Source organism: Pseudarthrobacter sp. O4, from assembly GCF_050157025.1.
Classification (GTDB): Bacteria; Actinomycetota; Actinomycetes; order Actinomycetales; family Micrococcaceae; genus Arthrobacter.
This window is the reverse complement of the sequence record NZ_CP189591.1, coordinates 3,331,544-3,355,011: the sequence shown is the minus strand read 5'-3', so window position 1 is coordinate 3,355,011 and position 23,468 is coordinate 3,331,544. Positions and strand designations below refer to the sequence as shown.

Below are 23,468 nucleotides of genomic sequence, written 5' to 3'. Positions count from 1 at the left end.
AACGGTTCCTCTCTGGATAGCCTGCGAAGTTAGCTGTCGGATTCGGGTCAGAGAGATCAAAGACCCGGTCCGCCGTGAACAAGCATCCAGGCACAGGGGAATCCAAAAAGTCCCTCGGTGAAGTGTGCTTGCCGCTGGCGGACTTCACCCCAAGGCTGCTTGAAAACAGCCGGAAGTGGTTCCCCCGCCTCTGCCATAAGGTGACTCTGCGACTGATCCGCTGGCAGAGTTCGGCTTCGGATCAGGTAACGCTTTGGTATCGGTACTGGTGACTAACTATAGGCGATTAAGCCGCCCAGTAATAATCCCGTTATCTCTGCTGTGCACAACTCATGGGTCATCCCACGAGTTGTGGTTCCGGACGGTTAGCCGACGGTAACAAAGACGTGGGCGGCAACCTCGGGAGGCAGCTCGAGGGCGCCTTCGATGTCCGGAACGCGGACCGAGATGTACTCGCCGACGCGTTCCAGGGACACAAGGGCGCCGGGACGGATGCCTCCCTCGTCGAGCTGGACGAGCAGTTCCGGTTCCACCTGGATGGGCTCGGCAAGCCGGTTCACCGTGATCCGGGAATCGGCCCCGTAGCCGGCCATCGCTTCCAGCAGACTCACGACTCCGTCGGAGTAGGGCTGGGAGGGCACGCCGCCGAGCTCCGCGAGCCCGGGGATCGGATTTCCATAAGGAGAGACAGTGGGATGGTTGAGCATCTCGAAGATCCGCCGTTCCACCCGCTCGCTCATGACATGCTCCCAGCGGCAGGCTTCCTCGTGGACGTAGGCCCAGTCGAGGCCGATCACGTCGGCCAGCAGCCGCTCGGCCAGGCGGTGCTTGCGCATGACCCCGATGGCGCGTTTCCGGCCGGTTTCAGTCAACTCAAGGTGCCGGTCACCCGAAACAACCACCAGGCCGTCGCGTTCCATGCGGCCGATGGTCTGCGAGACGGTGGGGCCGGAGTGGCGCAGCCGTTCGGCGATGCGGGCGCGGAGGGCGACGATGTTCTCTTCTTCAAGTTCCAGAATGGTCCGCAGATACATCTCGGTTGTATCGATCAGATCCGTCATTCAGCTCAGCTCCTCGAGCGCCGTCCTTGCGTCATTCCCACCGTACCGCGTGCCGGTTGTAGGCAGCGTGCCCTGGCGGGAACGGCCGTACGTTCGCAGGACAGCTTAGCCTATTTTGAATTACTCCGGATAATCCCCCGGCCGCTTCAGCAGGAGCCGGGGGCTCGCGGCTTTGTCTCAATGACCGGACTATGACGGACTCTTTTCCCGCCCGCCCGGGGCAGTCAGGCAGAATGACAAGGAGGCTTCGTTGCAGCCACCCTGCCGGGCCACCTCCCAAGCAAGGGTTGTACCAGCCGCCAAGCGTTTACCAGCCGAAAATGGAGCCACTGTGAGCGACACCAGCATCACGATTCCCGCAAACCTCCTGCCCAAGGACGGCCGGTTCGGCGCCGGCCCCTCCAAGGTCCGCCCGGAACAGATGGAAGCCCTTGCCGCCTCGGCAACCCTGCTGGGAACGTCCCACCGCCAGGCGCCGGTCAAGAACCTCGTGGGCTCGGTCCGGAAGGGACTGAGCGAGTTCTTCCGCGCTCCCGATGGCTACGAGGTCATTCTGGGCGTCGGCGGTTCCACGGCGTTCTGGGACATTGCGAGCTTCGGCCTGGTGGAGACCAAGGCTCAGCACCTCTCGTTCGGCGAGTTTGGCTCGAAGTTTGCCTCGGCCACCAACAAGGCGCCGTTCCTGGCCGAATCATCCATCATCAAGTCCGAGCCTGGCACCCGTCCGGCCGCCCGCGCTGAGGCCGGCGTCGACGTCTATGCGTGGCCCCAGAACGAGACCTCAACCGGCGTGGCCGCGCCGGTCCAGCGCGTGGCCGGCGCCGATCAGGGTTCGCTCGTGCTGGTTGACGCCACGTCCGCGGCCGGCGGCCTCGACGTCGACGTGTCCGAGGCGGACGTTTACTATTTCGCCCCGCAGAAGAACTTCGCGTCCGACGGCGGTCTGTGGCTCGGCCTGTTCTCCCCCGCCGCACTGGAGCGGGCGGCACGGATCAAGGCCAGCGACCGCTGGATCCCGGATTTCCTGGACCTGCAGACGGCGATCGACAACTCCCGGTTGAACCAGACCTACAACACCCCGGCGCTGGCCACCCTGGTCACCCTGGACGCCCAGGTGCAGTGGCTCAACGCCAACGGCGGGCTGGACTTCGCCGCAGGCCGGACCGCGGACTCCGCCGGGCGGATCTACCGCTGGGCCGAAGCCTCCGACTACGCCACCCCCTTTGTCGCCAAGGCCGAGGACCGCTCCAACGTCATCGCGACGATCGACTTCGACGACGCGATCGACGCCGCGGCGATCGCCAAGGTGCTCCGCGCCAACGGCATCGTGGACACCGAGCCCTACCGCAAGCTGGGCCGCAACCAGCTCCGCATCGCGACCTTCGTGGCGATCGAGCCGGACGATGTGTCGGCGCTGCTGGAATGCATCGACTTCGTCGTGGGCGAGCTGAAGAAATAGCTCCCCCGCGAAACAGGTAACGCTGAAGCGTCAGTGATCGACGGCGTCGTCGGCGTCGTCTGGGATTCGTCCCCGGGCGGCGCCGGAAGTGCCTCCGGCGGTGCCGCCGGCGCCGCCATTTGGCTGGCCTCCGGCGGTGCCGGATTCGAGGCGGAAATGGTGCAGTCCCCGCGCCCTGCGATCGAAACGGATCCGCAACTCGCGCGCGCGGATGATCCACAGCAGGCCGGTCACGGCGGCGATGAGGCCGGAGGCTGCCGCGACGCCCATCGACCAGCGGGGCCCGGCGACATTCGCCACCCAGCCCACCAGCGGAGCGCCGATCGGGGTTCCACCCATGAAGATCGCCATGTAGAGGGCCATCACGCGGCCGCGCATCACGGGGTCGGTGGTCGTCTGGACGTAGCCGTTGGCGCTCGTCATCATCGTGATCGCGAAGAGGCCCACCGGCACCAGCGCCACGCCGAACCAGAAATAGTCGGGGGCGAGGGCGGCGACTCCTGAGGTCACTCCGAACGCGCCGGCGGCCCCGAAAATGATCCGCAGCCTGGGCTTTCCCCGGCCGGCGGAGAGCAGGGCGCCGGCGACGGAGCCGATGGCCATGATCGAATTCATCAGCCCGAAGGCGCTGGCGTCCAGGCCGAACTCGGTGCCGACCATGGCGGCGATGAACAGGACGAAGTTCAGTCCCAGGGTACCCACGATGAAAACCGCCACCAGCACCACCACGATGTCCGGCCGGAACCGCACGTAGCGCAGGCCCTCGCGGATGCGGCCCTTGCCGGCCACCGCCCGGGGAAGCTGGCGAAGCGAGGCAGTGGGGATCTTCCACAGGCTCAGCAGCATCGCCAGGAATGTGACGGTGTTGATCAGGAAGACCCAGCCCGGGCCGACCGCAACCGTGAGGATGCCGGCCACGGCGGGTCCGATCATCCTGGCCACGTTGAAGGAGGCGCTGTTGAGCGCCACAGCATTGGGCAGGTAGTCGTCCCGGACCAGCTCGGAGACGAAGGTCTGCCGCACCGGGGCATCAAGGGCGGACACCACGCCGAGCAGCAGGGCGAAGCCGTACACGTGCCAGAGCTGGGCGGCCCCGGAGACCACGAGGATGCCGAGTCCCGCGCTCAGAAGTGCCATGGCGGACTGGGTCAGTACCAGCAGCTGTTTGCGGTTGAAGCGGTCGGCCACCAGCCCTGCCACGGGCGCGAGGAAAAGTTGGGGGCCCAGTTGAAGGGCCATCGTGATGCCCATGGCTCCGGCGTCGTGCTCGGTGAGGTGGGCGAAGACCAGCCAGTCCTGGGCGGTGCGCTGCATCCAGGTCCCGATGTTGGAGATGAGCGCACCGATGAACCAGATCCGGTAGTTCGGGATGCGCAGGGACTTGAAGGTGGACGTCATGCCCGGCCCTCACCCCGCATCATCCCGAAGCGTTTCAACCCCTAGTCAGCCTCTCCGGCCGGCTGTCCGCCGGCGTCGCCGTCTGCGTCGCCGTCTGCCTCGTCGGCGTCGTCCTCGTCGTACTCTTCGTCGGCGCCGTCGCCGTCCGCGTCGTCGGAGTCACCTTCGGGGGCGTCGGCAGCCTGCTCCGCGGCCGGGGACCCGGGGGCCTGTTCAGCGGCCTCCTCATCCTGGGCGTCCTCGGGCCGGACCCGTTCCGCCCACGGCACCCATTCAGGGGCCAGGATCGAGTCCTCAGAGGGCAGCAGGCCGAGCTCGTCGACCGTGACCACCCTGGAGCGGGAGTTGCGGGTGAGTACGGCGTACCACTGCCAGCCGCCGTAGCCGGCCAGCTTGGACTCGAAGAGGTGCGTGACGAGCCGGTCGCCCTCGCTGCGGGCGCTCAGGTGCCGGCCGATCTGCTCGGCCGGGGCGATGCTCTCCACCGCGGCGCGCGCGGCGTCGACGGCGTCGGCCAGGACGGCGTCGGGTTTGCCGGTGCGCCAGACCGGGACACCGGCGCGCGGCTTGGACCCCGCTGCTTTGGACCCCGCTGCTTTGGATCCGGCGGTATTGGACCGCGCTGCTTTGGACCCCGCTGCTTTGGATCCGGCTGTATTTGTTCCGGCTGTATTTGATCCGGCTGTATCTAATCCGGCTTCGCCGGCCGCCTTAGGCGCGTTCTGCTCAGGTTCCGGTGACATCAGGTGCCTTACGCATCCAGCTCGTCGGCGACCTTACGGAGGGCGACGGCGATCGCCTTGGCCTTGCTGCCTTCCGGGTACTTGCCCGCGGAGAGTGTGCCGGAGAGGTTGTCCAGCACCGTGACCAGGTCCTGCACCAGCGGGGCAAGGTCCTTGGCGCTGGGTCGCTTGGCCTTGGCGATGGAGGGCGTCTTGTCCAGCACGCGCAGGCCCAGTGCCTGGGCGCCCTTTCGTCCGTCGGCCACGCCAAACTCCACCCGGGTCCCGGCCTTGAGTTCCATGACACCCTCCGGCAGCGCCGACTTGGGCAGGAAGACTTCCTGGCCGTCTTCCGCTGCGAGGAATCCGAAGCCCTTGTCCTTGTCATACCACTTGACCTTGCCGGTAGGCACGTAATCAACCTTCTTCGTTCTGCTGGGGACACAGCCGGCCGTCACCGCATCCGCATGGATATGCGGGTTCAAAGTATGACTGCCGGACCGTGTTCGTCTGTTCCCCCAAGGTTATCCTGCCTTCCCAACTTTGACGGCGTGAGACGCGGACGAAGCCGGACTGTTAGCGTTGCCCCCATGACACCATTGCGCTTCCGGCGGCCCTTGCTGATCATTGCGGCAGCAGCCGCCGTGCTGTCTCTGCTTACAGTGGGCATCGTGATGGCCATGGCGTTCAGCAATCTGGTGGCCCCGGCCTGGATCACCTCCTTGGCTCTCTACGGACTGCCCCTTGCTTTCCTGCTGATGCTGTTGCTCGTGGTGGACGGTGTCGCGGCCCGGCGCCGGACGCGCGAGCCGGGTGAAAGGTAACGTTGGACTGATGTCCCTTATTCGCGCGCTCAGCAAGGAACTGGAGGCACGCAGCGACGACTCGTTGCGGGCCTTGTTCTCCGCGCGGCCGGACCTCATCTCCCCCGGTGTTCCGGACTTCGCCGCCCTCGCCGCCCGGGCGAGCGGCCGGGTGAGCGTGCAGCGCGCCCTGGAGCGGCTTAACCGCCCGGAGATGCAGGCGCTGGAAACGCTGCACCTGTGCACCAACACCGACACCGGCCACAGCGCTTCGTCCGCGATGCTGAAGAAGCTGATCAACGGCTCCTCCCTGACATCGATCGACAGGTTGCTGCATTCGCTGCAGGAGCTGGCGCTCGTGCACCGGGCCGAGCCCCCGCACGGCGTCGCTCCGGCCGCCGCCGCGCGGCAGCGTTACTACCTTCCGGTCGGCTGCCTCAAAGACGTCATCGGCATCTACCCGGCCGGGCTGGGGCGCAGCTACACCGAGCTCGTGCGGCTCCAGCCCGCGTTTGCCCAACGCGTGGTCCAGCTCGTCGGGGAGCTGCACCGCAGCGGCGCCGCCATCTCCCCCGCCACCACGCCGATGGAGGCGGCCCTGTCGCTGCAGCACTGGACAGCCTCGCCCGAATCCCTCCAGCAGATCCTTGCCACCGCCCCGGAACGCACGACGGCGCTGCTCGCCCGGTTCGGGAACTGGGCCATGGGTGCCGTACCCCAGGCGCAGCGCCGCGCTTCCGTGGCCACCGAAGGCTCCGACGTCGGACCCGTGGACTGGCTGCTGGGCCGGGGTCTGCTGGTGCCGCTGGACGCCGCCCACGTGGAACTTCCGCACAGCGTCGGCGTCTCGCTGCGCGGCGGCTTCGTCATTGAGAACTTCGCGCTGGCCCCCCCGGTGCCCCGGCTGGGTTCAACGAGCGCTGCGCTGCGCCGCAACGCCGCCCTGGGAGCGATCGCCGAAACCCTTCGCCTCGTCGGCGAGTTGCTCTACATCGCCCGTGAACAACCGCTGGTCACCCTGCGCAGCGGCGGTGTGGGGGTGCGGGAGTTGAAGCGCCTGGCCGATTCACTGCGGATCGAGCTGCACGAGGCCGGCGTTCTGGCCGAGCTGTGCGCCCTCGCCGGCCTGCTGCGCCTCGACGTCGACAGCTCCGCCTGGGTCCAGCCGCCCCAGCTGGAGTGGCTGACGCTGCCGCGCCAGGAGCAATGGCTCTGGCTGGTCAACGCCTGGCTCGCCAGCGAGCGTGCTCCCTCGCTCGTCGGTCAGCCCGTGAACGGCGGCGCGCCGGGACCGGCCGCACACCGTGGCCCGGCAGGCACCACCATCAATGCGCTCTCAGCCGAGGCCCAGCGGCCGGACGCCCCCGTAGTCCGGAAACGGATACTGGAAATCCTGAATGAACTCACCCAGGAAGCCTCGGCGCCGGACGGGCAGGCTCCGGTGCTGGACGCCGCGGCCGTCCTGGAACGCGCCGACTGGGCACAGCCCCGGATGGCCCGGCGCTTCAGCTCGCTGATCCGCGGTGTCCTGGCCGAGGCCGAAATGCTCGGTCTCATCGGCTCCGGCGCCCTGAGCCAGATCGGGGCGGCAATCGCGGCCGAGCAGCCCGACGATGCCCTCGGCATCCTGGGCGAGCACCTGCCCGCCGCACTGAACCACGTGTTGCTGCAGGCCGACCTGACCGCCGTGGCACCCGGCTACCTCGCCCCGGAACTGAGCGAGAGACTCCTGACCATGGCCGACGCCGAGGGCCAGGGGCCGGCCACGATCTACCGCTTCTCCGTCTCCTCAGTCCGCCGGGCGCTCGACGCCGGCCAGGACGCCGGGGCCCTGCTGGACTTCCTGCGCCAGCATTCGGCCACGGACATCCCGCAGCCGCTCAGCTACCTGATCGAAGACACCGCCGCCCGCCACGCCAGCCTCCGCGTCGGCGCCGCCGCCAGCTTCATCCAGAGCGACGATGAAACGGCGCTGCTGGAGCTGCTCAATACCTCCGCTGCGGCCGGCCTGGGCCTGACGCGCATCGCACCCACCGTGCTGATCTCCCAGGCCGCGCCCCGGGAAACCGCGCAGCTGCTCCGGAGCCTGGGGCTGTCCCCGGCGCTGGAGGAGCCCGAGTCCGCTGTCCTCCGGTTGCGCCGCGGCACCGCCGTTCCCGGCTCCGCGCGCCCGGTGTACACCGCCCCGCGCACCGCCCCGCCGGCAGCCGACGTCGACGCCCAACTCTCTGTGCTGCGCAGCGGGCGCCCGGCAGCCGGCGGGTCCGGGGGCCATCCCGCCGCGTCTCCCGGCAGCGAGGAGGCCACCCAGCTGGGGCTGGAAACCCTGCTGAAGGCGATCAGGCTCAAACAGCGGGTGGTCATGAACGTGGTGGACAGCCTGGGGAATGCCAACCGCGAAACGGTTGTTCCGGTAGCTGTAAACGGCGGACGCGTGCGGGTCTTTGACCCGGAGAAGGAAACCGAACGCGTCCTGTCCATCCACCGGATTATTGACGTAGAAGCCGCTGAGGAATTGCTCCAGTGAATGACGGACCGCTGATCGTCCAGAGTGACAAAACCATCCTGCTTGAGGTCGACCACGAACTGGCCACCGAAGCACGCCACGCCATCGCCCCCTTCGCCGAACTGGAGCGCGCCCCGGAACACATGCACAGCTACCGGCTGACGCCGCTGGGCCTCTGGAACGCCCGGGCCGCAGGGCTCGACGCCGAAAAGGTCCTGGACACGCTGTTGAAGTACTCCCGGTTCCCGGTGCCGCATTCCCTGCTGATCGACGTCGAAGAGACCATGTCCCGCTACGGCCGGCTGCGGCTCGAGAAGGATCCCCAGCACGGCCTCGTGATGCGCACCTCCGACTACCCGGTGCTCGAGGAGGTCAGCCGCGCCAAGAAGATCGCTCCCCTGCTGGGCGCGCGGATCGACGGCGAGACCGTGGTGGTGCATTCCTCCCAGCGCGGTCAGCTCAAGCAGCTGCTGCTCAAGATCGGCTGGCCTGCCGAGGACCTGGCCGGCTACGTCGATGGCACGCCCCATCCGATCATGCTGGACGAGTCCGGCTGGAAGCTCCGCCCGTACCAGCAGCTGGCGATGGAGAACTTCTGGGCCGGCGGCAGCGGCGTCGTCGTGCTTCCCTGCGGAGCCGGCAAAACGCTGGTAGGCGCGGCGGCGATGGCCACGAGTTCCACCACCACCCTCATCCTGGTGACGAACACGGTGTCCGCCCGGCAATGGAAGGACGAGCTGCTCAAGCGGACGTCCCTCACCGAGGAGGAGATCGGCGAATACTCCGGCTCCCTCAAGGAAGTCCGTCCCGTCACGATCGCGACCTACCAGGTGCTGACCACCAAGCGCGGCGGCCTGTATTCCCATCTGGAGCTTCTGGACGGCAATGACTGGGGGCTCATCATCTACGACGAGGTCCACCTGCTGCCTGCCCCGATCTTCCGGATGACGGCGGACCTGCAGGCACGACGCCGGCTCGGCCTCACCGCCACCCTGGTCCGCGAGGACGGGCGCGAGGGCGAGGTCTTCAGCCTGATCGGCCCCAAGCGTTACGACGCGCCGTGGAAGGACATCGAGGCCCAGGGCTACATCGCTCCGGCGGACTGCGTGGAGGTCCGGATCGATCTCCCGCGCGATGAACGCGTGGCCTATGCCATGGCCGAGGACGCGGACAAGTACCGCCTGTGCGCCACTTCGGAGTCCAAGACGCTCGTGGTGGAACAGCTCGTGGCCGAGCATGCCGGCGAGCAGCTGCTCGTGATCGGGCAGTACATCGACCAGCTGGACGAGATCGGCGAACGCCTCCGGGCCCCGGTAATCAAGGGCGACACCTCCGTGAAGGATCGCCAGAAGCTCTTCGACGCCTTCCGCGCCGGCGAGGTCCAGACCCTCGTGGTGTCCAAGGTCGCCAACTTCTCGATCGACCTGCCCGAGGCCTCCGTCGCAATCCAGGTCTCCGGCTCCTTCGGCTCCCGCCAGGAGGAAGCCCAGCGCCTGGGCCGGCTGCTGCGGCCCAAGAAGGACGGCCGCGCGGCCCGGTTCTATTCCCTCGTTGCCCGGGACACCCTGGACCAGGACTTCGCGGCCAAGCGCCAGCGCTTCCTGGCCGAGCAGGGCTACGCGTACCGGATCATGGATGCCAAGGACGTGGGCACGGCGAGCTAGCAGCGTTCCTTGTCCGTAGCAGCGAGCAGCTCCAGGATGAAGCGGGCCATCTCCACCCGCCCGGACACCAGGGAGCGCAGCTCGGCGGAGTCCGGTTCCGCCAGCCGCTGCGTTGCGACCGCGGCCAGGCCGGTGAAAAGCGCCATGGAGGCGGCGTGGCCGCGACTGACGTGCGCTTCGGCCACCGGGGTCCCGGACTCGGCGAGCCCCTCGCAGTAGGCGGCCAGGCACAGCGGTTCGAGCCGGTACAGCTCGCTGCCGTGCAGCTGGCCCTGGTTAACCCACCCGGCGAGCAGTTGGCTGAGATCGAACCCCACGCAGGCGAAGCCGTACATGCCCCAGTCGATCACAGTGAACCCTGCATCTCCGGCGCTGCCGGCCGGCCCGGCGTCAGGGTTGATCAGCAGGTTCTGGGGGCTGGCGTCACCGTGGGCCGGAAGGGTGGGAAGCGCCGCAATAATGTCGAGCAGACCGCGCGCGCGTTCCGCCAGGCCGCGCAGGCCGGTGATCAGCTGCGCGTCTGCGGCGGCGGCCACCGCCGGGTGCGCCCAGAGTTCGGCTCCCTGGATGCCCGGAATGAACACCGCTGACGCCACGCCGTCCAGATAGAACTTCAGCCCCTGCACATCGCGGATGGCACTCCCGGCGGGACCGCGCTCCCGCACCTGCCGGCTGCCGGCCAGCCGGCCCAGGAATCGGGCGGCGCCAGCGAAGCGGTGGTCCGTCCACGCCGCGGCGGGGGCCTCGGCCACGTCCTCCATCCAGATGGCGATGCGCTGCGGATCGACCTCGGCCACGCGGTAGATGCGCGGCATCCGTCCGCCGCGGGGCAGGAGGGCCGGCAGATCGGAGCCGTAGACCAGGGCTTCCGTTTGCCAGGGGAACCGCTCCAGCAGCCCGCTCCTCAGTGGTTCGGGAACCTGACCGATCCCGGACCAGAGCAGCGGCGACTGGATAAGCTTCACCACTACGCTGAAGGGGACGACGCCGATACTCCCGCGCGGGCCCCCGCAGCTGGTGCGTGCGGTCCCCCGTACCCGCCACAGCCCGCCCGTGGTCATGTTGTACACCGGCGCCAGCGGCGCTGCATCGGCGGAGAGCAGCTCCACCCGGGATTCACCGAGGCACGCGGCTGCGATTGCGGCGAGTTCCCGCGGCTCCGGGACCGCTACGCCCAGGATGTCCATGTTGTCCAGAACTGCAGCCGTCATGACGATCCTCGCAGCGCTCCGTTGGTAAACTACATTTACTACGCTGATGGTAAAGTAAGTTTATGATCGACGTCAATGGGCCCGGGCAGCAACCCGCCGCGGAACCCCACATCGCCGGCCTGCTCGCCGGGGCGTTCAACAGCTTCCGTGCCGAAATTTCAGCGCATTCACTGCCGGGACTGCGGCCCTCGCACTACCGCGTGATGGCACTCATCCCGCCGGAGGGGCTGCGGCTTTCGCTGCTTGCCCAGCGGGCCGCCATCACGAAGGCGGGCATCGGCCAGTTCATGAAGCACCTGGAGCGGGACGGGTACGTCCGGATCACCCCGGACCCTTCCGACTCACGGGCCAAAATCGCCACGCTCACCCCGGCCGGCGAGGCCGCCGTCGAGCTTTCCCTGCGGATCATTGCGGAGACGGAGCAGAAATGGGCCGCCGCCCTGGGGGCGAAGCGGTACCAGGAGCTGCGCCGCGCCCTCAATGAGGTCAGCCTGCTGACGCCACGGAACGATCCATAAAACATACATCTGCCATTCAGAAAACTCCCAGAGTCTGGGAGCATCATGGGAGTTATGAAAAAGAACGGTCCAGAAGCCAAGCTCCTCGTCGTCGATGACGAACCGAACATCCGCGAGCTGCTCTCCACGTCGCTCCGCTTCGCCGGCTTTGAGGTGGTCTCCGCGGGCAACGGGCGCGAGGCGCTGGCCGCGGCGGAGCTCCACTCCCCCGACCTCGCCGTGCTGGATGTCATGCTGCCGGACATGGACGGCTTCACCGTCACCCGCCGGCTGCGCGCCGCGGGCAAGCACTTTCCTGTGCTCTTCCTGACCGCGAAGGACGACACCGAGGACAAGGTCATGGGGCTGACGGTGGGCGGCGACGACTACGTCACCAAGCCGTTCAGCCTCGACGAAGTGGTGGCGCGCATTCGTGCCGTGCTGCGCCGCACCCAGCCGCTGCAGGACGACGACGCCGTCATCCGCGTGGATGACCTGGCGCTCGACGACGACGCCCACGAGGTACGCCGCGGCGGCACCGTGATCGAGCTCTCCCCCACCGAATTCAAACTCCTGCGCTACCTCATGCTCAACCCCAACCGTGTCCTGTCCAAGGCCCAGATCCTGGACCACGTCTGGGAATACGATTTCAACGGTGACGCGTCGATCGTGGAGTCCTATATTTCCTACCTGCGCCGCAAGGTGGACATCGATCCGGACGCCCCGGCCCTGATCCAGACCAAGCGCGGCGTGGGCTACGTGCTGCGGACGGCAGAGAAGCGCTGACCTTGCTGCACCGTTGGAAATCGGCCTCGCTGAGGTCGCAGCTCGTCGCCATCATGACAGCCCTGATGCTGGTGGCGCTCACCGCCACCGGCGCCGGCACCCTGACGCTGCTGCACAGCTACCTGCAGGGCCAGGTGGACGACAAGCTCAAGGCCGCCGTCGATTCCGTGCGCCAGCAAAAGTCCTTCAGCCAACTGCAGGAGCAGAACCCGAACATTCCCACCGACTATTCCCTGATGCTCTTCAGCCCCGGACTGCCGCCCTATCCGTTCGGTGGCGACAAGGAATCACACCCGGACATCAAGAATATTTCCGCCGCCGAGGCCAGGGTGCGCCAGCAGGCGCCCTATCAGGTCCGCGGAACCGACGATCGCAACTGGCGGGTCGTGGCCCTCAGCGTGGTCGACAGCAACGAGCGCACCTCCGTGGTGGTGATCGGGCTCCCGCTCGCGCCGGTGGATTCGGTGATGGAACACGCCGTCCTGGTGATGGTCGGCGTCGGGCTGCTGACCCTGGTGCTGGCCTTCTTCATCGCCACTTGGAGTATCTCCCGGTCCTTCCGGCCGTTGGCGCGGGTGGAAAAGACCGCGGCGGCCATCGCCGCCGGTGACCTCTCGAGGCGGGTGGAAATCGAAAACCCCAACACCGAGGTGGGCAGGCTCGGCAGCTCACTCAACGCCATGCTGGCGCATATCGAAACGGCCTTCGCCGCCCGCATGGCGTCCGAGTCGCGGATGCGTCGTTTCGCCGCCGATGCCTCCCACGAGCTGCGGACCCCGCTCGTCACCATCCGCGGGTTCTCGGAGCTGTACCGGCACGGCGCACTATCCACTCCGGAGGACGTAGCCACCGCCATGGGGCGGATCGAAAGTGAAGCAAAGCGGATGGGCACCATGGTGGAGGACCTGCTGCTGCTGGCCCGCATCGATGAGCAGCGGCCGCTGCAGCAGAAGCCCGCTGACCTGTTGCTGCTCGCCCACGACGCCATGGTGGACACCCAGGCCAGCGAGCGCAGCCGCACCATCTCGCTCACGGGGCTCGACGGCGGTCCCGCCGGCCCGGCGCCCGTGCTGGGCGACGAGGCGAAACTGCGGCAGGTGGTCGGCAACCTCGTCGGCAACGCCTTGCGCTACACGCCGGAGGGCACCCCCATTGAACTCGCCGTCGGCGTCCGGACGTCCGAGGACGGATCGCGGCAGTCCGTTTTCGAGGTCCGGGACCACGGCCCCGGAGTGCCCGACGAGCAAGCTTCCCGGGTCTTCGAGCGGTTCTACCGCGCGGACACGTCACGGACCAGGGAAACAGGCGGCAGCGGGCTCGGGCTCGCGATCGTGGCGGCCATCGTCGGCTCGCACTCCGGCACGGTCCGGGTCGAGAAGACCGACGGCGGGGGCGCCACCCTCGTGGTCAGCCTTCCGTTCCTGGACGAAGCCGCGGCCGACGACACCGTGTCGGATGAGGCCAGGGCAGCCCACGCACCGTCAGAGGAAACTGTGTCAGCCGACGCACCGACGAGCGCCGGCCCCGGAGCCTCAGCCGACGCCTGATTCCTGATCGGGGCCCCCGGCTCCTGTCTTCGGCCGGCCTCATTGGCTGGGGCTCTTCGGCCGGCCTCATGGGCTGGGGCTCTTCGTCTGGGCTCTTCCGCACGCCGGTTGTCCACATAGCCGAATCGGCCGCGGGCCGCGTTGGTCTCCCCGGTCTACTCTCGTTGTGTCCGGAAAGTCCGGACGGGGCAGCCCCCTTCCGGCGTCGCCTTCGTGACGTTGGAGCGGGGCTGCTTCCAGGCACCGTCGAGAGGCTACCCCCATGAGCATCATCTCCGTCGACACGGAACTACTCCAGCTCAAGTCAGCGAATGTGAAGGCCACAGTCGAGCGGATCAGCGCGGACGTCCAAGCCATGAAGCGCGGCCTGGACGAGCTGCAGGCCAGCTGGCGAGGCTCCGCGGCCAGCAACTTCCAAGCCCTCGTCGCAGAGTGGACCCTGACCCAAGGCAGGGTTGAGTCGTCCCTGGCGTCCATCAATCTGGCGCTCAATTCGGCGGCGGCCAGCTATGACCAGACCGAGCTGAACAACACCCAGCGCTTCAGCTGAGTGGCGCCGCACCGGCCCCGTTCCCGGCCCTAAGCCTCGGGAGTGCCCTGGTGGAAGCGGAGCCGCCATTGCGCCCCGTCATGGACCCAAAGGGAGCTGCGCAGGGTCGTTCCCGAGCGGGTATAGCTGCGGTAGGTCAGCAGGATGGCGCTCTCGCCCAGACGGTCTGCACCCAGAAGCTCCAGTTCGGTGGGTCCTTTCGGGTTCTCTTCCAGCGCCATCATCATGGCGTCCCGTGTCCAGATACGGCCCGAGCTCCCGATTTCGGTGAAGTCAGGGTGCAGCAGCACGCCGATGCGTCCGATGTCGGCCCGGGTTTCCGGAAGGAGGAGCTCGCGTTCCAGCGCTCCGACTATGGCTTCCGGGCTGGAGTCCGTGCCGGGGGCCGGCGTGGACTCCTCTTCGAGCTCGCTGAAAAGATCGGGTTCGTCGAAGGACCCGGCCTGGCCGAACAGCTCCTGCTGGCCTTCCGGCGCCGACGCCTGCCACAGGGCGGCGGGCGCGGCGGTTGGTGCGGCCTGCGGCGCGGGCGCAGTGCCCCCCGCCGTCGGGCCGAACCCTGGGCCCTGGCGGGCCGCCACGCCCTGCTGGAAGGCCGTGGCCGCCGCCCTTGCGCGGTCGTCCGCTGCCTCATTGAGGTCGTGCCCGGCGTGTCCGCGCACCCATTCAAACTTGTACTTGCGGCCAACCAGCGCCTGATCGATCTCTTTGAGCAAGTCCACGTTCATGACAGGCTTGCCGTCAGACTTGCGCCAGCCCTTGCGCTTCCAGCCCGGCATCCACTTGGTCACGGAGTTGATGACGTACTGGCTGTCGCAGAGGATGTGCAGATCCTCGCCGGGCAGGTGTGCCGTGGACCGGAACAGGTCGAGGACCGCCATCAACTCACCCTGGTTGTTGGTGCCGTGCGGCCACCCGCCGGCCCGCCAGCAGTCGTCATTCACATACCAGGCCCATCCGGCCGGACCGGGATTTCCTAAAGCCGAACCGTCGGCTGCTGCTGTAATCGTCACTGGTCCATCCTGCCAGACCTCCCGCACGCATCGACGCTCCCCCCATAACCGGTGAGGCGCGCCGACGTCTGTGGGAGCGTCGGGGTTGGGGCGGGCGGGTTAACGCCGACGGCGGCCCCACCCTGAGGTGAGACCGCCGTCGTCGAACTACATGTGTCGAACTATATGTGTCGAACTATATGTTCAGTGGCGTAGGAGCCGGGTGGTTAGAAACCGCCCATGCCGCCCATGCCCCCCATGTCGTCGCCGCCGCCCATGGCGGGGGAGTTCTTCTCCGGCTTGTCGGCCACAACGGCCTCGGTGGTGAGGAACAGGCCGGCGATGGAAGCCGCGTTCTGCAGGGCAGAGCGGGTGACCTTGACCGGGTCGTTGATGCCGGCAGCCAGCAGGTCGACGTACTGGCCGGTTGCAGCGTTCAGGCCGTGGCCTGCAGGCAGGCCGCGGACCTTGTCCAAAACAACGCCCGGCTCGAGGCCGGCGTTGAAGGCGATCTGCTTCAGCGGGGCGTCAATGGCTACGCGGACGATGTTCGCACCGGTTGCCTCGTCGCCTTCGAGCTGCAGGTTGGCGAATGCCTTGGCACCAGCCTGGATCAGGGCAACACCACCGCCGGCGACGATGCCCTCTTCGACAGCAGCCTTTGCGTTGCGGACTGCGTCCTCAATGCGGTGCTTACGTTCCTTGAGCTCGACCTCGGTTGCGGCACCGGCCTTGATGACCGCAACGCCGCCGGCCAGCTTGGCCAGGCGCTCCTGCAGCTTCTCGCGGTCGTAGTCCGAATCGGAGTTCTCGATCTCGGCGCGGATCTGGGAAACGCGGCCGGCAATCTGGTCGGCGTCACCTGCACCCTCAACGATGGTGGTCTCATCCTTCGTGACAACGACCTTGCGGGCGCGGCCCAGGAGTTCCAGGCCGGCAGTCTCAAGCTTGAGGCCGACTTCCTCGGAGATGACCTGGCCACCGGTGAGGATGGCGATGTCCGCGAGCTGCGCCTTGCGGCGGTCGCCGAAGCCCGGAGCCTTGACGGCAACGGACTTGAACGTGCCACGGATCTTGTTGACAATCAGGGTGGCCAGTGCCTCGCCCTCGATGTCTTCGGCAATGATCAGCAGCGGCTTGCTGGACTGCATGACCTTTTCAAGGACAGCAACCAGATCCTTGACGCTGGAGATCTTGGAGCTGACGATCAGGATGTACGGATCCTCAAGGACCGTTTCCTGGCGCTCGGCGTCGGTGACGAAGTACGCGGAGATGTAACCCTTGTCGAAGCGCATGCCTTCGGTGAGCTCCAGCTCGAGGCCGAAGGTGTTCGACTCCTCGACGGTGATGACGCCTTCCTTGCCGACCTTGTCCAGGGCTTCGGCAATCAGGGCGCCAATCTCGTCGTCACCGGCAGAGATGGACGCCGTGGCAGCGATCTCTTCCTTGGTTTCGATTTCCTTGGCCGAAGCCAGGAGTTCGCGGGTGACGGCTTCGACAGCCTTCTCGATGCCGCGCTTAAGGGACAGGGGATCAGCTCCGGCTGCGACGTTGCGCAGGCCTTCCTTGACCAGGGCCTGTGCCAGCACCGTAGCGGTGGTGGTTCCGTCGCCGGCGACGTCGTCCGTCTTCTTGGCAACTTCCTTGACCAGCTCGGCGCCGATCTTCTCGTACGGGTCGTCCAGCTCGATCTCCTTAGCGATGGAAACACCATCGTTGGTGATCGTGGGGGCGCCCCACTTCTTTTCGAGGACAACGTTGCGTCCACGCGGGCCGAGGGTGACCTTGACGGCGTCGGCGAGGATGTTCAGGCCCCGCTCAAGACCGCGGCGTGCCTCTTCATCAAATGCAATGATCTTGGCCATAACGGCAGTAGTCCTTTCGGGACAGTCGTTAAGAATGAACCTGGCTGCGGTGCCCGCGACGGACGATCCTTCCCCGGCGGCCTCTGTACGCCGCTGGGTCCGGGATCTCACCCAGCCTGGTATTTCTTTCGCTCCCGGTCCGACTGCCTCACTTCGCGACCGGTCGAACCGGGCGTCGTTTTAGCAGTCAATACGCGGGAGTGCTAAGTCAATAATTAGCACTCCCCCGGGGAGAGTGCAACCAGTGTGCCTCCCGCGCGGGCCCGCATCGGCGCTCTGCCCGGTTTGTGCTGCGGCACAATACGCTACGAGCGATCAGCTGCCGCCGCTGCGGGCCGTTTCGCTTCCGCTCATGGTGGCCTTGTTGTCCGCGCCATAGCCGAACACCATGTAGGCCGCCGACGTGACATCGCCGTGGGAATCGAAGTTGATCAGCCCGGATTCGCCGTCGTAGTCAGGGCGCTTGCCCGCGCGCAGGACGTCGACGCACTTCTGATAGGACGTGCACACCGCAGCCTCGCCGGAGGGCTGGGCCCTGCCGCCGGAAACGGCAATCAGGCGGGACGCAATGGAGGTGCCGGCGTCGTCCTCTGCCGCGGCCGCCGCGATCGCGGCGAGGTTGACGGCGTCGTACGTTTCCGCGGCAAAGGTCATGTCTTTCAGGCCCGGATCAACGGCCACCAGTTCGCCCTGGAAGTGTGCCGACGGAAACGCCCCCGGAAGGATACCGCGGGCCCCGTCGAGGGCGCGGGAGCCGAGACCGGAGCCGTACTGGCTGACGGCGCCGTCGCTGAGGATGAGCTTGCGTCCCGCGAGGCCGGCGTTGTTCAGCTCGGCGATGGCGCCCTGCGCTCCGTCACGGGAGACGAGGACGACGGCGTCGGGAGCCGCTGCCTTGGCGGCCGCGGCCGCCTGTTGCGCCTGGCCCGGTTTGAAGGAAGCGACGGCCACGGGCCCGAGGCCGGCCTGCTTGGTGGCAGCGCCAACGGCGGTGGAGACGTCTGTGCCGTAGCTGCCTTCCTCGTACACGATGGCGAGCGTTTTGGCGCCGCCATCCTTGGCGAGTTTGACCAGGACCGGGGCCTGCGCGACATCGGCAGCGGAGGTGCGGAAATAATAGCCGCCGCTATTGTAGGTGCTCAGACCGCGCGCCGCGTTGGCAGGGGAAATCAGGGCGATCTTCGCGTTGGACAGCACATCAATGGCGCCGGGGGCACGGCTGGAGTCGGTCGGCCCGATCACGACGTCGGCTTTGGCGGCCGCTAGCGCCTTGGCCTGGGCGGCCGCGTCGGCGCTGATGGTCTCCGGCAGCAGCTCGACCGGCTTGCCCTTATGACCGCCGGCGGCATTGATTTCCTTAACGGCAAGTTTCGCGGCCGTGAGCTGGGATGCGTTGAGAAAATCCTGCTTGCCCGTGTTGTCCAGGATGAGGCCAATCCTCAGCGTGCCGTCCCCGCTGGCTTCAGCGCGCTCCACCCGGGCGCCGCCCGCGGGCGCCAGGCAACCGGCCAGGGCCAGCACCGCAGCCGCCCCCACCGCCGCGCAGCGGACCAGCCGCAGGGCAGCCGTCCGGCGCCGAACGGGGTTCGGTCCGGCAGGAACCTGCCGGACGTGCGCTGCCGCGGGGGGTGTCACTAGGCCGGCCGGACGCTTTCGGCCTGTGGGCCCTTCTCGCCCTCGCCCACTTCCAGTTCCACGCGCTGTCCTTCGTCGAGGGCGCGGTAGCCCTCCCCCACGATGGCCGACCAGTGCACGAAGACGTCGTCTCCGGAATTGTCCACGGTGATGAAGCCGTAGCCCTTTTCGGCGTTGAACCACTTGACGGTTCCCAATGCCATGGTGTCCACACTTTCAGCTAGCTTGCGGGCGGCCCACCACGATGTGCGCCGCGGAATGCGAAACGAAGTCCGCCAATACTGTACCCGCGGCAGCGCGCCGGAGTGCAGGCTGCGGACCGCGTTGGCGGCTAATAGTTATTCAGGCGTAACCGAAACCGGCTACTGGAACCCGGGTCCCAGGACGACGACAAGCGGCATCTTGAACTCGGCCGAGTCGACAAGGGCCTGGATGCCGAGCAGCGAGGCCAAGGCTTCGGCGTTGGCCTTCTGCTCCGGCCCGTCGTAAAAAATCACGGAGCCCGTCTGCGGCGCGCCGGTCCAGTTGCCCAGCGGCCCCGGGACCCAGCCGTCGGCAGCGACCCGTGCGCTCACCCGGCCCGCCAGTCCCGGGGTGCCACTGGCGTTGTAGACCGTGACGGGCTGCGTCTTGTCCACGGCGGCTCCCTCTGCCGGCGTGGCGGTGGGCGATGCGGCCCCGGACGGTGTTGCGGAGCCGGAGGCTGTCTGGCTGGCTTGAGCCGGGCTGGTGGCGCTGGCCGCCGGTGAGGCGGTGGGACTGCCGGCAGGCTGTTCCGCAGTCACGGCTGATGAGTTTCCGGCGGGGTTGAAGCCGAGCTTCGGCAGGAACAGGAAGGCCACGAGGCCGATGACCAGGGCGGCGGCGCCGACCGCCAGGATGGGACCCAGGCTGCGGCGTCGGGATTCGGCGGCGGCACGGTGCACACCCTGCCGTGTGGGGGTCTCCGGGACCCGGTCAAATTCATCCCGCGCGTATTTGGTCATGGTAAAAACGACGTCCTTGCTGATTTCTTACGAGTTGCCAGGGGCTTTTCCGCGCAGATCGTCTGCGCATCCGGCCGTGCTTTACGCGTCTGAACCCAAGCGGCGAGCAGTGCGGGCACGTTGGCGTGACGTACGTAGTCTACGCAATCTCTTCACCAGCATGGGATCGTGGGCCAGCGCATCCTCGGTATCGATGAGCGCATTCAGGATCTGGTAATAGTGCGTCGCGGACAGATTGAAGAGCTCACGGATGGCCTGTTCTTTGGCCCCGGCGTACTTCCACCACTGCCGCTCCAAAGCCAGCATCTGCTGATCGCGGCTGCGTAGCGGCGACTCGCTGCGGAAATCCGCGGCAACTGATTCCGCCGTCGAAAGGTGCTCCGGTGCTGCTTCGGCCACGACACACTCCCTGGCTGGATCCGACAAAGGTCAGTCCCCATGCTACGGGCGAATAACAAGGTTGTCATTTGGCACCCTGCAAGAATGGAGCCGTGCCTGCTTCCGTTTCCCCCCACTCCGACCCCGGTGATTCCGATGCACTGTTCGAGCTGGAGCGGCCGGCCGGTGACACCGTGGGCTTCGCCGAGCTGGCACGCCTGCCGCTGAGCGAACTCGTCGCGCCCGACTGGGCTGAGGCGCTGACTCCCGTGGAACGGCAGCTGCGGCAGGTGCTGGGTTTCCTCGCGGCGGAGGCAGCCGAGGGGCACGAGGTGCTCCCGCCGCCGTCGAACGTGCTGCGGGCCTTCCGGCAGCCCCTGGCCGGCGTCCGGGTCCTGATTGTGGGCCAGGACCCCTACCCGACGCCGGGCCACGCCGTGGGCCTGTCCTTCGCGGTGGACGGCGGCACCCGTCCCATCCCGCGCAGCCTCGCCAATATCTACAAGGAGCTCGACGCCGACCTGGGCCTTCCACCCCGGATCCACGGGGATCTCGGCGGCTGGGCGGAGCAGGGTGTCCTGCTGCTGAACCGGGTGCTGAGCGTCCGGGCCGGGGCGGCAGGGTCGCACCGCAACAAGGGCTGGGAAGCGATCACGGCAGCTGCCATCAGCGCTGTCACGACCCGCCGGACCGCTGCCGGCGGCCCGGCCCCCCTCGTCGTCATCCTGTGGGGCAAGGACGCCGAATCCGCCCGCCCGCTGCTGGGGCCGGCGCCGGTGATCGCGAGCGCGCACCCCAGCCCGCTGTCGGCCTCACGGGGCTTCTTCGGCTCGCGGCCCTTCAGCCGGGCCAACGCCCTGCTCCAGGCCCAGGGCAACGGCACGGTGGACTGGGAACTGCCACCGCTTCCGTAACCGGGCTTCCCGGCCCGGCGTCACGGGCTCGCTTCATACACAGGCTCATTGGCTAGGCTTGGCCCCATGACTTCAGTTCCCGCCACCACCTCGGCCAGCCGGAAATCGCGACCGCAGATCAACCTCTCCGTGCTGCGCCGCGAGCAACTCTCCCCGCATATGGTCCGCGTCGTCGCGGGCGGCCCGGGCTTTGACGGCTATGTCAACAACGGCTTCGTGGACCGCTACATCAAGATTGCGTTCCCGCAGCCCGGGATCGAGTACCCGGAGCCGCTGGACCTCTGGGCCATCAGGGAAAGCATGCCGCGCGAAGAGTGGCCGCACACCCGGACCTACACGGTCCGCTGGGTGGACGTGCAGGCCCGAGAGCTCGCCATCGACTTCGTGATCCATGGCGATGAGGGCCTTGCCGGACCCTGGGCGGCTTCCGCACGGCCCGGCGACAGCCTCGTCTTCACCGGGCCAGGCGGCGGCTACAACCCGGACCCCGCGGCGGACTGGTACCTGTTTGCCGGCGACGAGTCCGCCCTGCCGGCGATCAGCGCCGCGATCGAATCCCTGCCGGAGCACGCCCGCGGCCTCGCCTTTCTGGAGGTGGACGGCGACGCCGAGATCCAGTCGCTGGCCGCACCCGCCGGCGTCGAACTTCGGTGGCTCCTGCGCGGCGGCGTGCCTGCAGGTGCCAGCGAGTTGCTGGTCAACGCCGTGCGGGACACAGAATGGCCCGAAGGCCGGGTCCAGGTCTTCGCGCACGGTGAGCGCGGGTACATGAAGAGCCTGCGGGACGTCTTCTACGGGCAGCGCGGACTGGAGCGCGGACAGGTTTCGCTCTCCGGCTACTGGGCGATGGGCCGCGTGGAGGACGACTTCCAGGCAGAGAAGAAGCTACCCGTAGGGATGATCTAACCGGCAAGATCTGACCGGGAAGATCTGACCGGCAGCGTCAGCCCGCCGCGGCGGCCCGGTGCTAGCGGCGCCGCGCCCGCCGTCGCTCGTTGCTGGCCAGGCTCCTCGTCAGCGGCCGGGCGAGGGTGTCTCCGAGCACGATGCCGGCCGCAACGCCCAGCACGATGGCGCCGGCGTTGAGCATCCCGCCGGCACCCATCAGGATCTCGGATTCCTCAATCGTCAATACATACATTGACCGGAATATAGTGAGTCCGGGCAGCAGGATCAGGGCAGCCGGAACGGCCACCACAAGCTGTGGTGCGCCCATCCGCAGGGCGACCACACGGGCAAGCAGGCCGATCACGACGGCGGCGAGAGCCGGGGCGAACCGCGGCCCGATCCCCAGGGCGTCTCCCCCGATGAGGACCAGATAGCCCACGACACCCACGGCCGCCGTAGGCAGCAGCAGCGTCCAGCTGGTCTGTTCGGTGATCCCGATCGCGACGACGGCAACGGCGATCATGATGCCCACGGCCCACCAGGGATACGCGGGCGGGAATGTTTCGGTGACGTCGATCGGCTCCATGCCGGTCATGTCCCCCACCACGAAGCCGACGGCGATTCCTGTGACGAGCGCGCCGAAGGTCAGCATCGTGGAGAGGAAGCGGCCCGCCGCGGTGACCGGGAAGCCGTTGATCGCGTCCTGCACCGAGGAGACGAGCCGTCCGGTTGGCAGCAGCAGCAGGATTCCGCCGACCACCACGATGGCGGGGGGGATCTGGATGCCTATCGGGGTGCCGAACCGCCACAGGAGCAGCGCGATGAAGGTGACCAGGAAGGAACACGACGCGGTGATGAAGAAGTCCGGGGTGCGCCAGCGCCCCAGCCGGCGGGCCAGCAGGCTGACCAGCAGGTTGGAGACGAAGGCGACGGCCGAGGCGCCGGGCCCGCCGCCGAGGACACCGACGAAGACAGCGGAGAAAACTCCGAACGCCGCCGTGACCATCCAGCGCGGGAAGGGCTTTGAACTGTGCGTGATTTCCTCGAGCCGGCGTACGGCCTCCTCGCGTCCCACCCCGCCGGCGACGATGTCCGTGACCAGCTGGTGCACCTTTGCCAGACCCGCGTAATTGTTGGTCCAGGACCGCACGACGCGGAGCAGGGTGATGGGGGTCTGGTCCTTGGGTGCATAGTTGATGGCCACCGACTGGTTGGTGATGTCCACCTCGATGTTCTTCAGTCCCAGGGCGGCGGTGATGGCGATAATGCTGGTTTCGACTTCGAGGGCTCCGGCGCCGTACCGGAACATGGACTCGGCCAGATGCAGCGCAAAGTCAATGGTCTTGCGGGCCGAGGTGTCAACACCGCCGACCTGGATCATCGGGTTGGCGTAGGGGCTGCCGGCAAGCCGGTCCACAATGCTCATGGGGGCTGTCGGCGGGTTCTCGCCCTGTACCAGCCTCCGCAACATGCGCTTCGCGGCTGCGTTCTGGCGCACCTGCATGGGCGACATCGGCTCGGTCGGGGGCAGTCCCTCCGTGTGCGGCCTGCGGCGGCCGTCGGGTTCCTTGGTCATTCCGGCCTCCTCTTTATCCTGTGCAGCCGG

At 67.5% G+C, this 23,468-nt stretch carries 22 protein-coding genes and 1 riboswitch; of the genes, 10 read left to right on the top strand and 12 right to left on the bottom strand.

Annotated elements, in window-relative coordinates; genetic code table 11:
- Window positions 1-3 precede the first annotated feature (3 nt).
- Window positions 4-216: riboswitch (cyclic di-AMP (ydaO/yuaA leader) on the bottom strand.
- 149 nt (window positions 217-365) lie between these two features.
- Window positions 366-1,061, bottom strand: coding sequence for a metal-dependent transcriptional regulator (locus ACQCSU_RS15660; RefSeq protein WP_426976186.1), 696 nt, complete (start codon window positions 1,059-1,061; stop codon window positions 366-368).
- Window positions 1,062-1,392: 331 nt separating this feature from the next.
- Here ACQCSU_RS15660 and serC point away from each other — a divergent pair, with 331 nt between their 5' ends.
- Window positions 1,393-2,520 (top strand): phosphoserine transaminase, encoded by a 1,128-nt coding sequence (gene serC / locus ACQCSU_RS15655; RefSeq protein ID WP_426976185.1) that lies wholly within the window; start codon window positions 1,393-1,395, stop codon window positions 2,518-2,520.
- Between the two features lie 30 nt (window positions 2,521-2,550).
- On the opposite strand, the gene ACQCSU_RS15650 is transcribed toward serC, so the two are convergent.
- The 3 genes from ACQCSU_RS15650 to ACQCSU_RS15640 are packed head-to-tail and all read right to left on the bottom strand — an operon-like array spanning window position 2,551 to window position 5,053.
- Window positions 2,551-3,918, bottom strand: coding sequence for an MFS transporter (locus tag ACQCSU_RS15650; protein ID WP_426976184.1), 1,368 nt, complete (start codon window positions 3,916-3,918; stop codon window positions 2,551-2,553).
- A 41-nt stretch (window positions 3,919-3,959) separates the two neighbouring features.
- Window positions 3,960-4,661 (bottom strand): DUF3027 domain-containing protein, encoded by a 702-nt coding sequence (locus ACQCSU_RS15645; RefSeq protein WP_426976183.1) that lies wholly within the window; start codon window positions 4,659-4,661, stop codon window positions 3,960-3,962.
- Window positions 4,662-4,669: 8 nt separating this feature from the next.
- A complete protein-coding gene (locus ACQCSU_RS15640; protein WP_426976182.1) occupies window positions 4,670-5,053 on the bottom strand; it encodes a cold-shock protein in 384 nt (127 codons plus the stop codon).
- 177 nt (window positions 5,054-5,230) lie between these two features.
- Between ACQCSU_RS15640 and ACQCSU_RS15635 the strand changes: the two genes are divergently transcribed.
- Genes ACQCSU_RS15635 through ACQCSU_RS15625 form a run of 3 tightly spaced genes read left to right on the top strand, consistent with a single transcriptional unit; the run spans window position 5,231 to window position 9,613 of the window.
- Complete coding sequence (locus ACQCSU_RS15635) at window positions 5,231-5,464, top strand: hypothetical protein (protein WP_426976181.1); 234 nt, start codon at window positions 5,231-5,233, stop codon at window positions 5,462-5,464.
- A gap of 10 nt (window positions 5,465-5,474) precedes the next feature.
- Window positions 5,475-7,970, top strand: a complete 2,496-nt coding sequence (locus tag ACQCSU_RS15630) for a helicase-associated domain-containing protein (protein ID WP_426976180.1) — start codon at window positions 5,475-5,477, stop codon at window positions 7,968-7,970.
- Window positions 7,967-9,613, top strand: coding sequence for a DNA repair helicase XPB (locus ACQCSU_RS15625; protein ID WP_426976179.1), 1,647 nt, complete (start codon window positions 7,967-7,969; stop codon window positions 9,611-9,613). Before ACQCSU_RS15630 ends, ACQCSU_RS15625 begins: the two co-directional genes overlap by 4 nt.
- Here ACQCSU_RS15625 and ACQCSU_RS15620 read toward each other — a convergent pair.
- Window positions 9,610-10,824, bottom strand: a complete 1,215-nt coding sequence (locus ACQCSU_RS15620) for a phosphotransferase (RefSeq protein WP_426976178.1) — start codon at window positions 10,822-10,824, stop codon at window positions 9,610-9,612. The two genes, ACQCSU_RS15625 and ACQCSU_RS15620, sit on opposite strands and share 4 nt — an antisense overlap.
- 62 nt (window positions 10,825-10,886) lie before the next feature.
- On the opposite strand from ACQCSU_RS15620, the gene ACQCSU_RS15615 reads away from it, so the two are divergent.
- The 4 genes from ACQCSU_RS15615 (at window position 10,887) to ACQCSU_RS15600 (ending at window position 14,204) form a co-directional block, all read left to right on the top strand.
- A complete protein-coding gene (locus tag ACQCSU_RS15615; RefSeq protein ID WP_426976177.1) occupies window positions 10,887-11,342 on the top strand; it encodes a MarR family winged helix-turn-helix transcriptional regulator in 456 nt (151 codons plus the stop codon).
- A 54-nt stretch (window positions 11,343-11,396) separates the two neighbouring features.
- A complete protein-coding gene (locus ACQCSU_RS15610) occupies window positions 11,397-12,107 on the top strand; it encodes a response regulator transcription factor (protein ID WP_426979812.1) in 711 nt (236 codons plus the stop codon).
- Window positions 12,108-12,109: 2 nt separating this feature from the next.
- Window positions 12,110-13,654: an ATP-binding protein gene (locus ACQCSU_RS15605; RefSeq protein ID WP_426976176.1), complete on the top strand. Its 1,545-nt coding sequence runs from the start codon at window positions 12,110-12,112 to the stop codon at window positions 13,652-13,654.
- A 262-nt stretch (window positions 13,655-13,916) separates the two neighbouring features.
- Window positions 13,917-14,204 carry a WXG100 family type VII secretion target gene (locus ACQCSU_RS15600; protein ID WP_426976175.1) on the top strand — a complete coding sequence of 96 codons (288 nt, stop codon included), beginning with the start codon at window positions 13,917-13,919 and terminating at the stop codon, window positions 14,202-14,204.
- A gap of 29 nt (window positions 14,205-14,233) precedes the next feature.
- Here the strand turns inward: ACQCSU_RS15600 and ACQCSU_RS15595 are convergent, their stop codons facing one another.
- The 6 genes from ACQCSU_RS15595 to ACQCSU_RS15570 all read right to left on the bottom strand — a co-directional run bounded on the left by ACQCSU_RS15595 (window position 14,234) and on the right by ACQCSU_RS15570 (window position 20,081).
- Window positions 14,234-15,217: an RNase H family protein gene (locus ACQCSU_RS15595; RefSeq protein ID WP_426976174.1), complete on the bottom strand. Its 984-nt coding sequence runs from the start codon at window positions 15,215-15,217 to the stop codon at window positions 14,234-14,236.
- A 206-nt stretch (window positions 15,218-15,423) separates the two neighbouring features.
- Window positions 15,424-17,061 (bottom strand): chaperonin GroEL, encoded by a 1,638-nt coding sequence (gene groL, locus ACQCSU_RS15590; protein ID WP_426976173.1) that lies wholly within the window; start codon window positions 17,059-17,061, stop codon window positions 15,424-15,426.
- Window positions 17,062-17,376: 315 nt separating this feature from the next.
- Window positions 17,377-18,621 (bottom strand): ABC transporter substrate-binding protein, encoded by a 1,245-nt coding sequence (locus ACQCSU_RS15585; protein ID WP_426979811.1) that lies wholly within the window; start codon window positions 18,619-18,621, stop codon window positions 17,377-17,379.
- Between the two features lie 74 nt (window positions 18,622-18,695).
- Complete coding sequence (locus tag ACQCSU_RS15580) at window positions 18,696-18,899, bottom strand: cold-shock protein (protein ID WP_306913114.1); 204 nt, start codon at window positions 18,897-18,899, stop codon at window positions 18,696-18,698.
- Between the two features lie 159 nt (window positions 18,900-19,058).
- Window positions 19,059-19,682 (bottom strand): LytR C-terminal domain-containing protein, encoded by a 624-nt coding sequence (locus ACQCSU_RS15575; protein ID WP_426976172.1) that lies wholly within the window; start codon window positions 19,680-19,682, stop codon window positions 19,059-19,061.
- Between the two features lie 81 nt (window positions 19,683-19,763).
- The gene (locus ACQCSU_RS15570; RefSeq protein WP_426976171.1) at window positions 19,764-20,081 is read right to left on the bottom strand and encodes a DUF3263 domain-containing protein; all 318 of its coding nucleotides are present in this window, start codon (window positions 20,079-20,081) and stop codon (window positions 19,764-19,766) included.
- Between the two features lie 92 nt (window positions 20,082-20,173).
- Between ACQCSU_RS15570 and ACQCSU_RS15565 the strand changes: the two genes are divergently transcribed.
- Both ACQCSU_RS15565 and ACQCSU_RS15560 read left to right on the top strand, forming a co-directional pair.
- A complete protein-coding gene (locus ACQCSU_RS15565) occupies window positions 20,174-20,974 on the top strand; it encodes a uracil-DNA glycosylase (protein ID WP_426976170.1) in 801 nt (266 codons plus the stop codon).
- Window positions 20,975-21,040: 66 nt separating this feature from the next.
- The gene (locus ACQCSU_RS15560) at window positions 21,041-21,880 is read left to right on the top strand and encodes a siderophore-interacting protein (RefSeq protein WP_426976169.1); all 840 of its coding nucleotides are present in this window, start codon (window positions 21,041-21,043) and stop codon (window positions 21,878-21,880) included.
- A gap of 61 nt (window positions 21,881-21,941) precedes the next feature.
- Here ACQCSU_RS15560 and ACQCSU_RS15555 read toward each other — a convergent pair whose 3' ends face one another.
- Window positions 21,942-23,438, bottom strand: a complete 1,497-nt coding sequence (locus tag ACQCSU_RS15555) for a threonine/serine ThrE exporter family protein (RefSeq protein ID WP_426976168.1) — start codon at window positions 23,436-23,438, stop codon at window positions 21,942-21,944.
- Window positions 23,439-23,468 lie beyond the last annotated feature (30 nt).

Bases quoted from the DNA above. Each gene is read 5' to 3' on its own strand.
- ACQCSU_RS15660 (WP_426976186.1), bottom strand. From the start codon at position 1,061: ATGACGGATCTGATCGATACAACCGAGATGTATCTGCGGACCATTCTG.
- ACQCSU_RS15650 (WP_426976184.1), bottom strand. From the start codon at position 3,918: ATGACGTCCACCTTCAAGTCCCTGCGCATCCCGAACTACCGGATCTGG.
- ACQCSU_RS15645 (WP_426976183.1), bottom strand. From the start codon at position 4,661: ATGTCACCGGAACCTGAGCAGAACGCGCCTAAGGCGGCCGGCGAAGCC.
- ACQCSU_RS15635 (WP_426976181.1), top strand. From the start codon at position 5,231: ATGACACCATTGCGCTTCCGGCGGCCCTTGCTGATCATTGCGGCAGCA.
- ACQCSU_RS15630 (WP_426976180.1), top strand. From the start codon at position 5,475: ATGTCCCTTATTCGCGCGCTCAGCAAGGAACTGGAGGCACGCAGCGAC.
- ACQCSU_RS15620 (WP_426976178.1), bottom strand. From the start codon at position 10,824: ATGACGGCTGCAGTTCTGGACAACATGGACATCCTGGGCGTAGCGGTC.
- ACQCSU_RS15615 (WP_426976177.1), top strand. From the start codon at position 10,887: ATGATCGACGTCAATGGGCCCGGGCAGCAACCCGCCGCGGAACCCCAC.
- ACQCSU_RS15610 (WP_426979812.1), top strand. From the start codon at position 11,397: ATGAAAAAGAACGGTCCAGAAGCCAAGCTCCTCGTCGTCGATGACGAA.
- ACQCSU_RS15600 (WP_426976175.1), top strand. From the start codon at position 13,917: ATGAGCATCATCTCCGTCGACACGGAACTACTCCAGCTCAAGTCAGCG.
- groL (WP_426976173.1), bottom strand. From the start codon at position 17,061: ATGGCCAAGATCATTGCATTTGATGAAGAGGCACGCCGCGGTCTTGAG.
- ACQCSU_RS15580 (WP_306913114.1), bottom strand. From the start codon at position 18,899: ATGGCATTGGGAACCGTCAAGTGGTTCAACGCCGAAAAGGGCTACGGC.
- ACQCSU_RS15575 (WP_426976172.1), bottom strand. From the start codon at position 19,682: ATGACCAAATACGCGCGGGATGAATTTGACCGGGTCCCGGAGACCCCC.
- ACQCSU_RS15560 (WP_426976169.1), top strand. From the start codon at position 21,041: ATGACTTCAGTTCCCGCCACCACCTCGGCCAGCCGGAAATCGCGACCG.
- ACQCSU_RS15555 (WP_426976168.1), bottom strand. From the start codon at position 23,438: ATGACCAAGGAACCCGACGGCCGCCGCAGGCCGCACACGGAGGGACTG.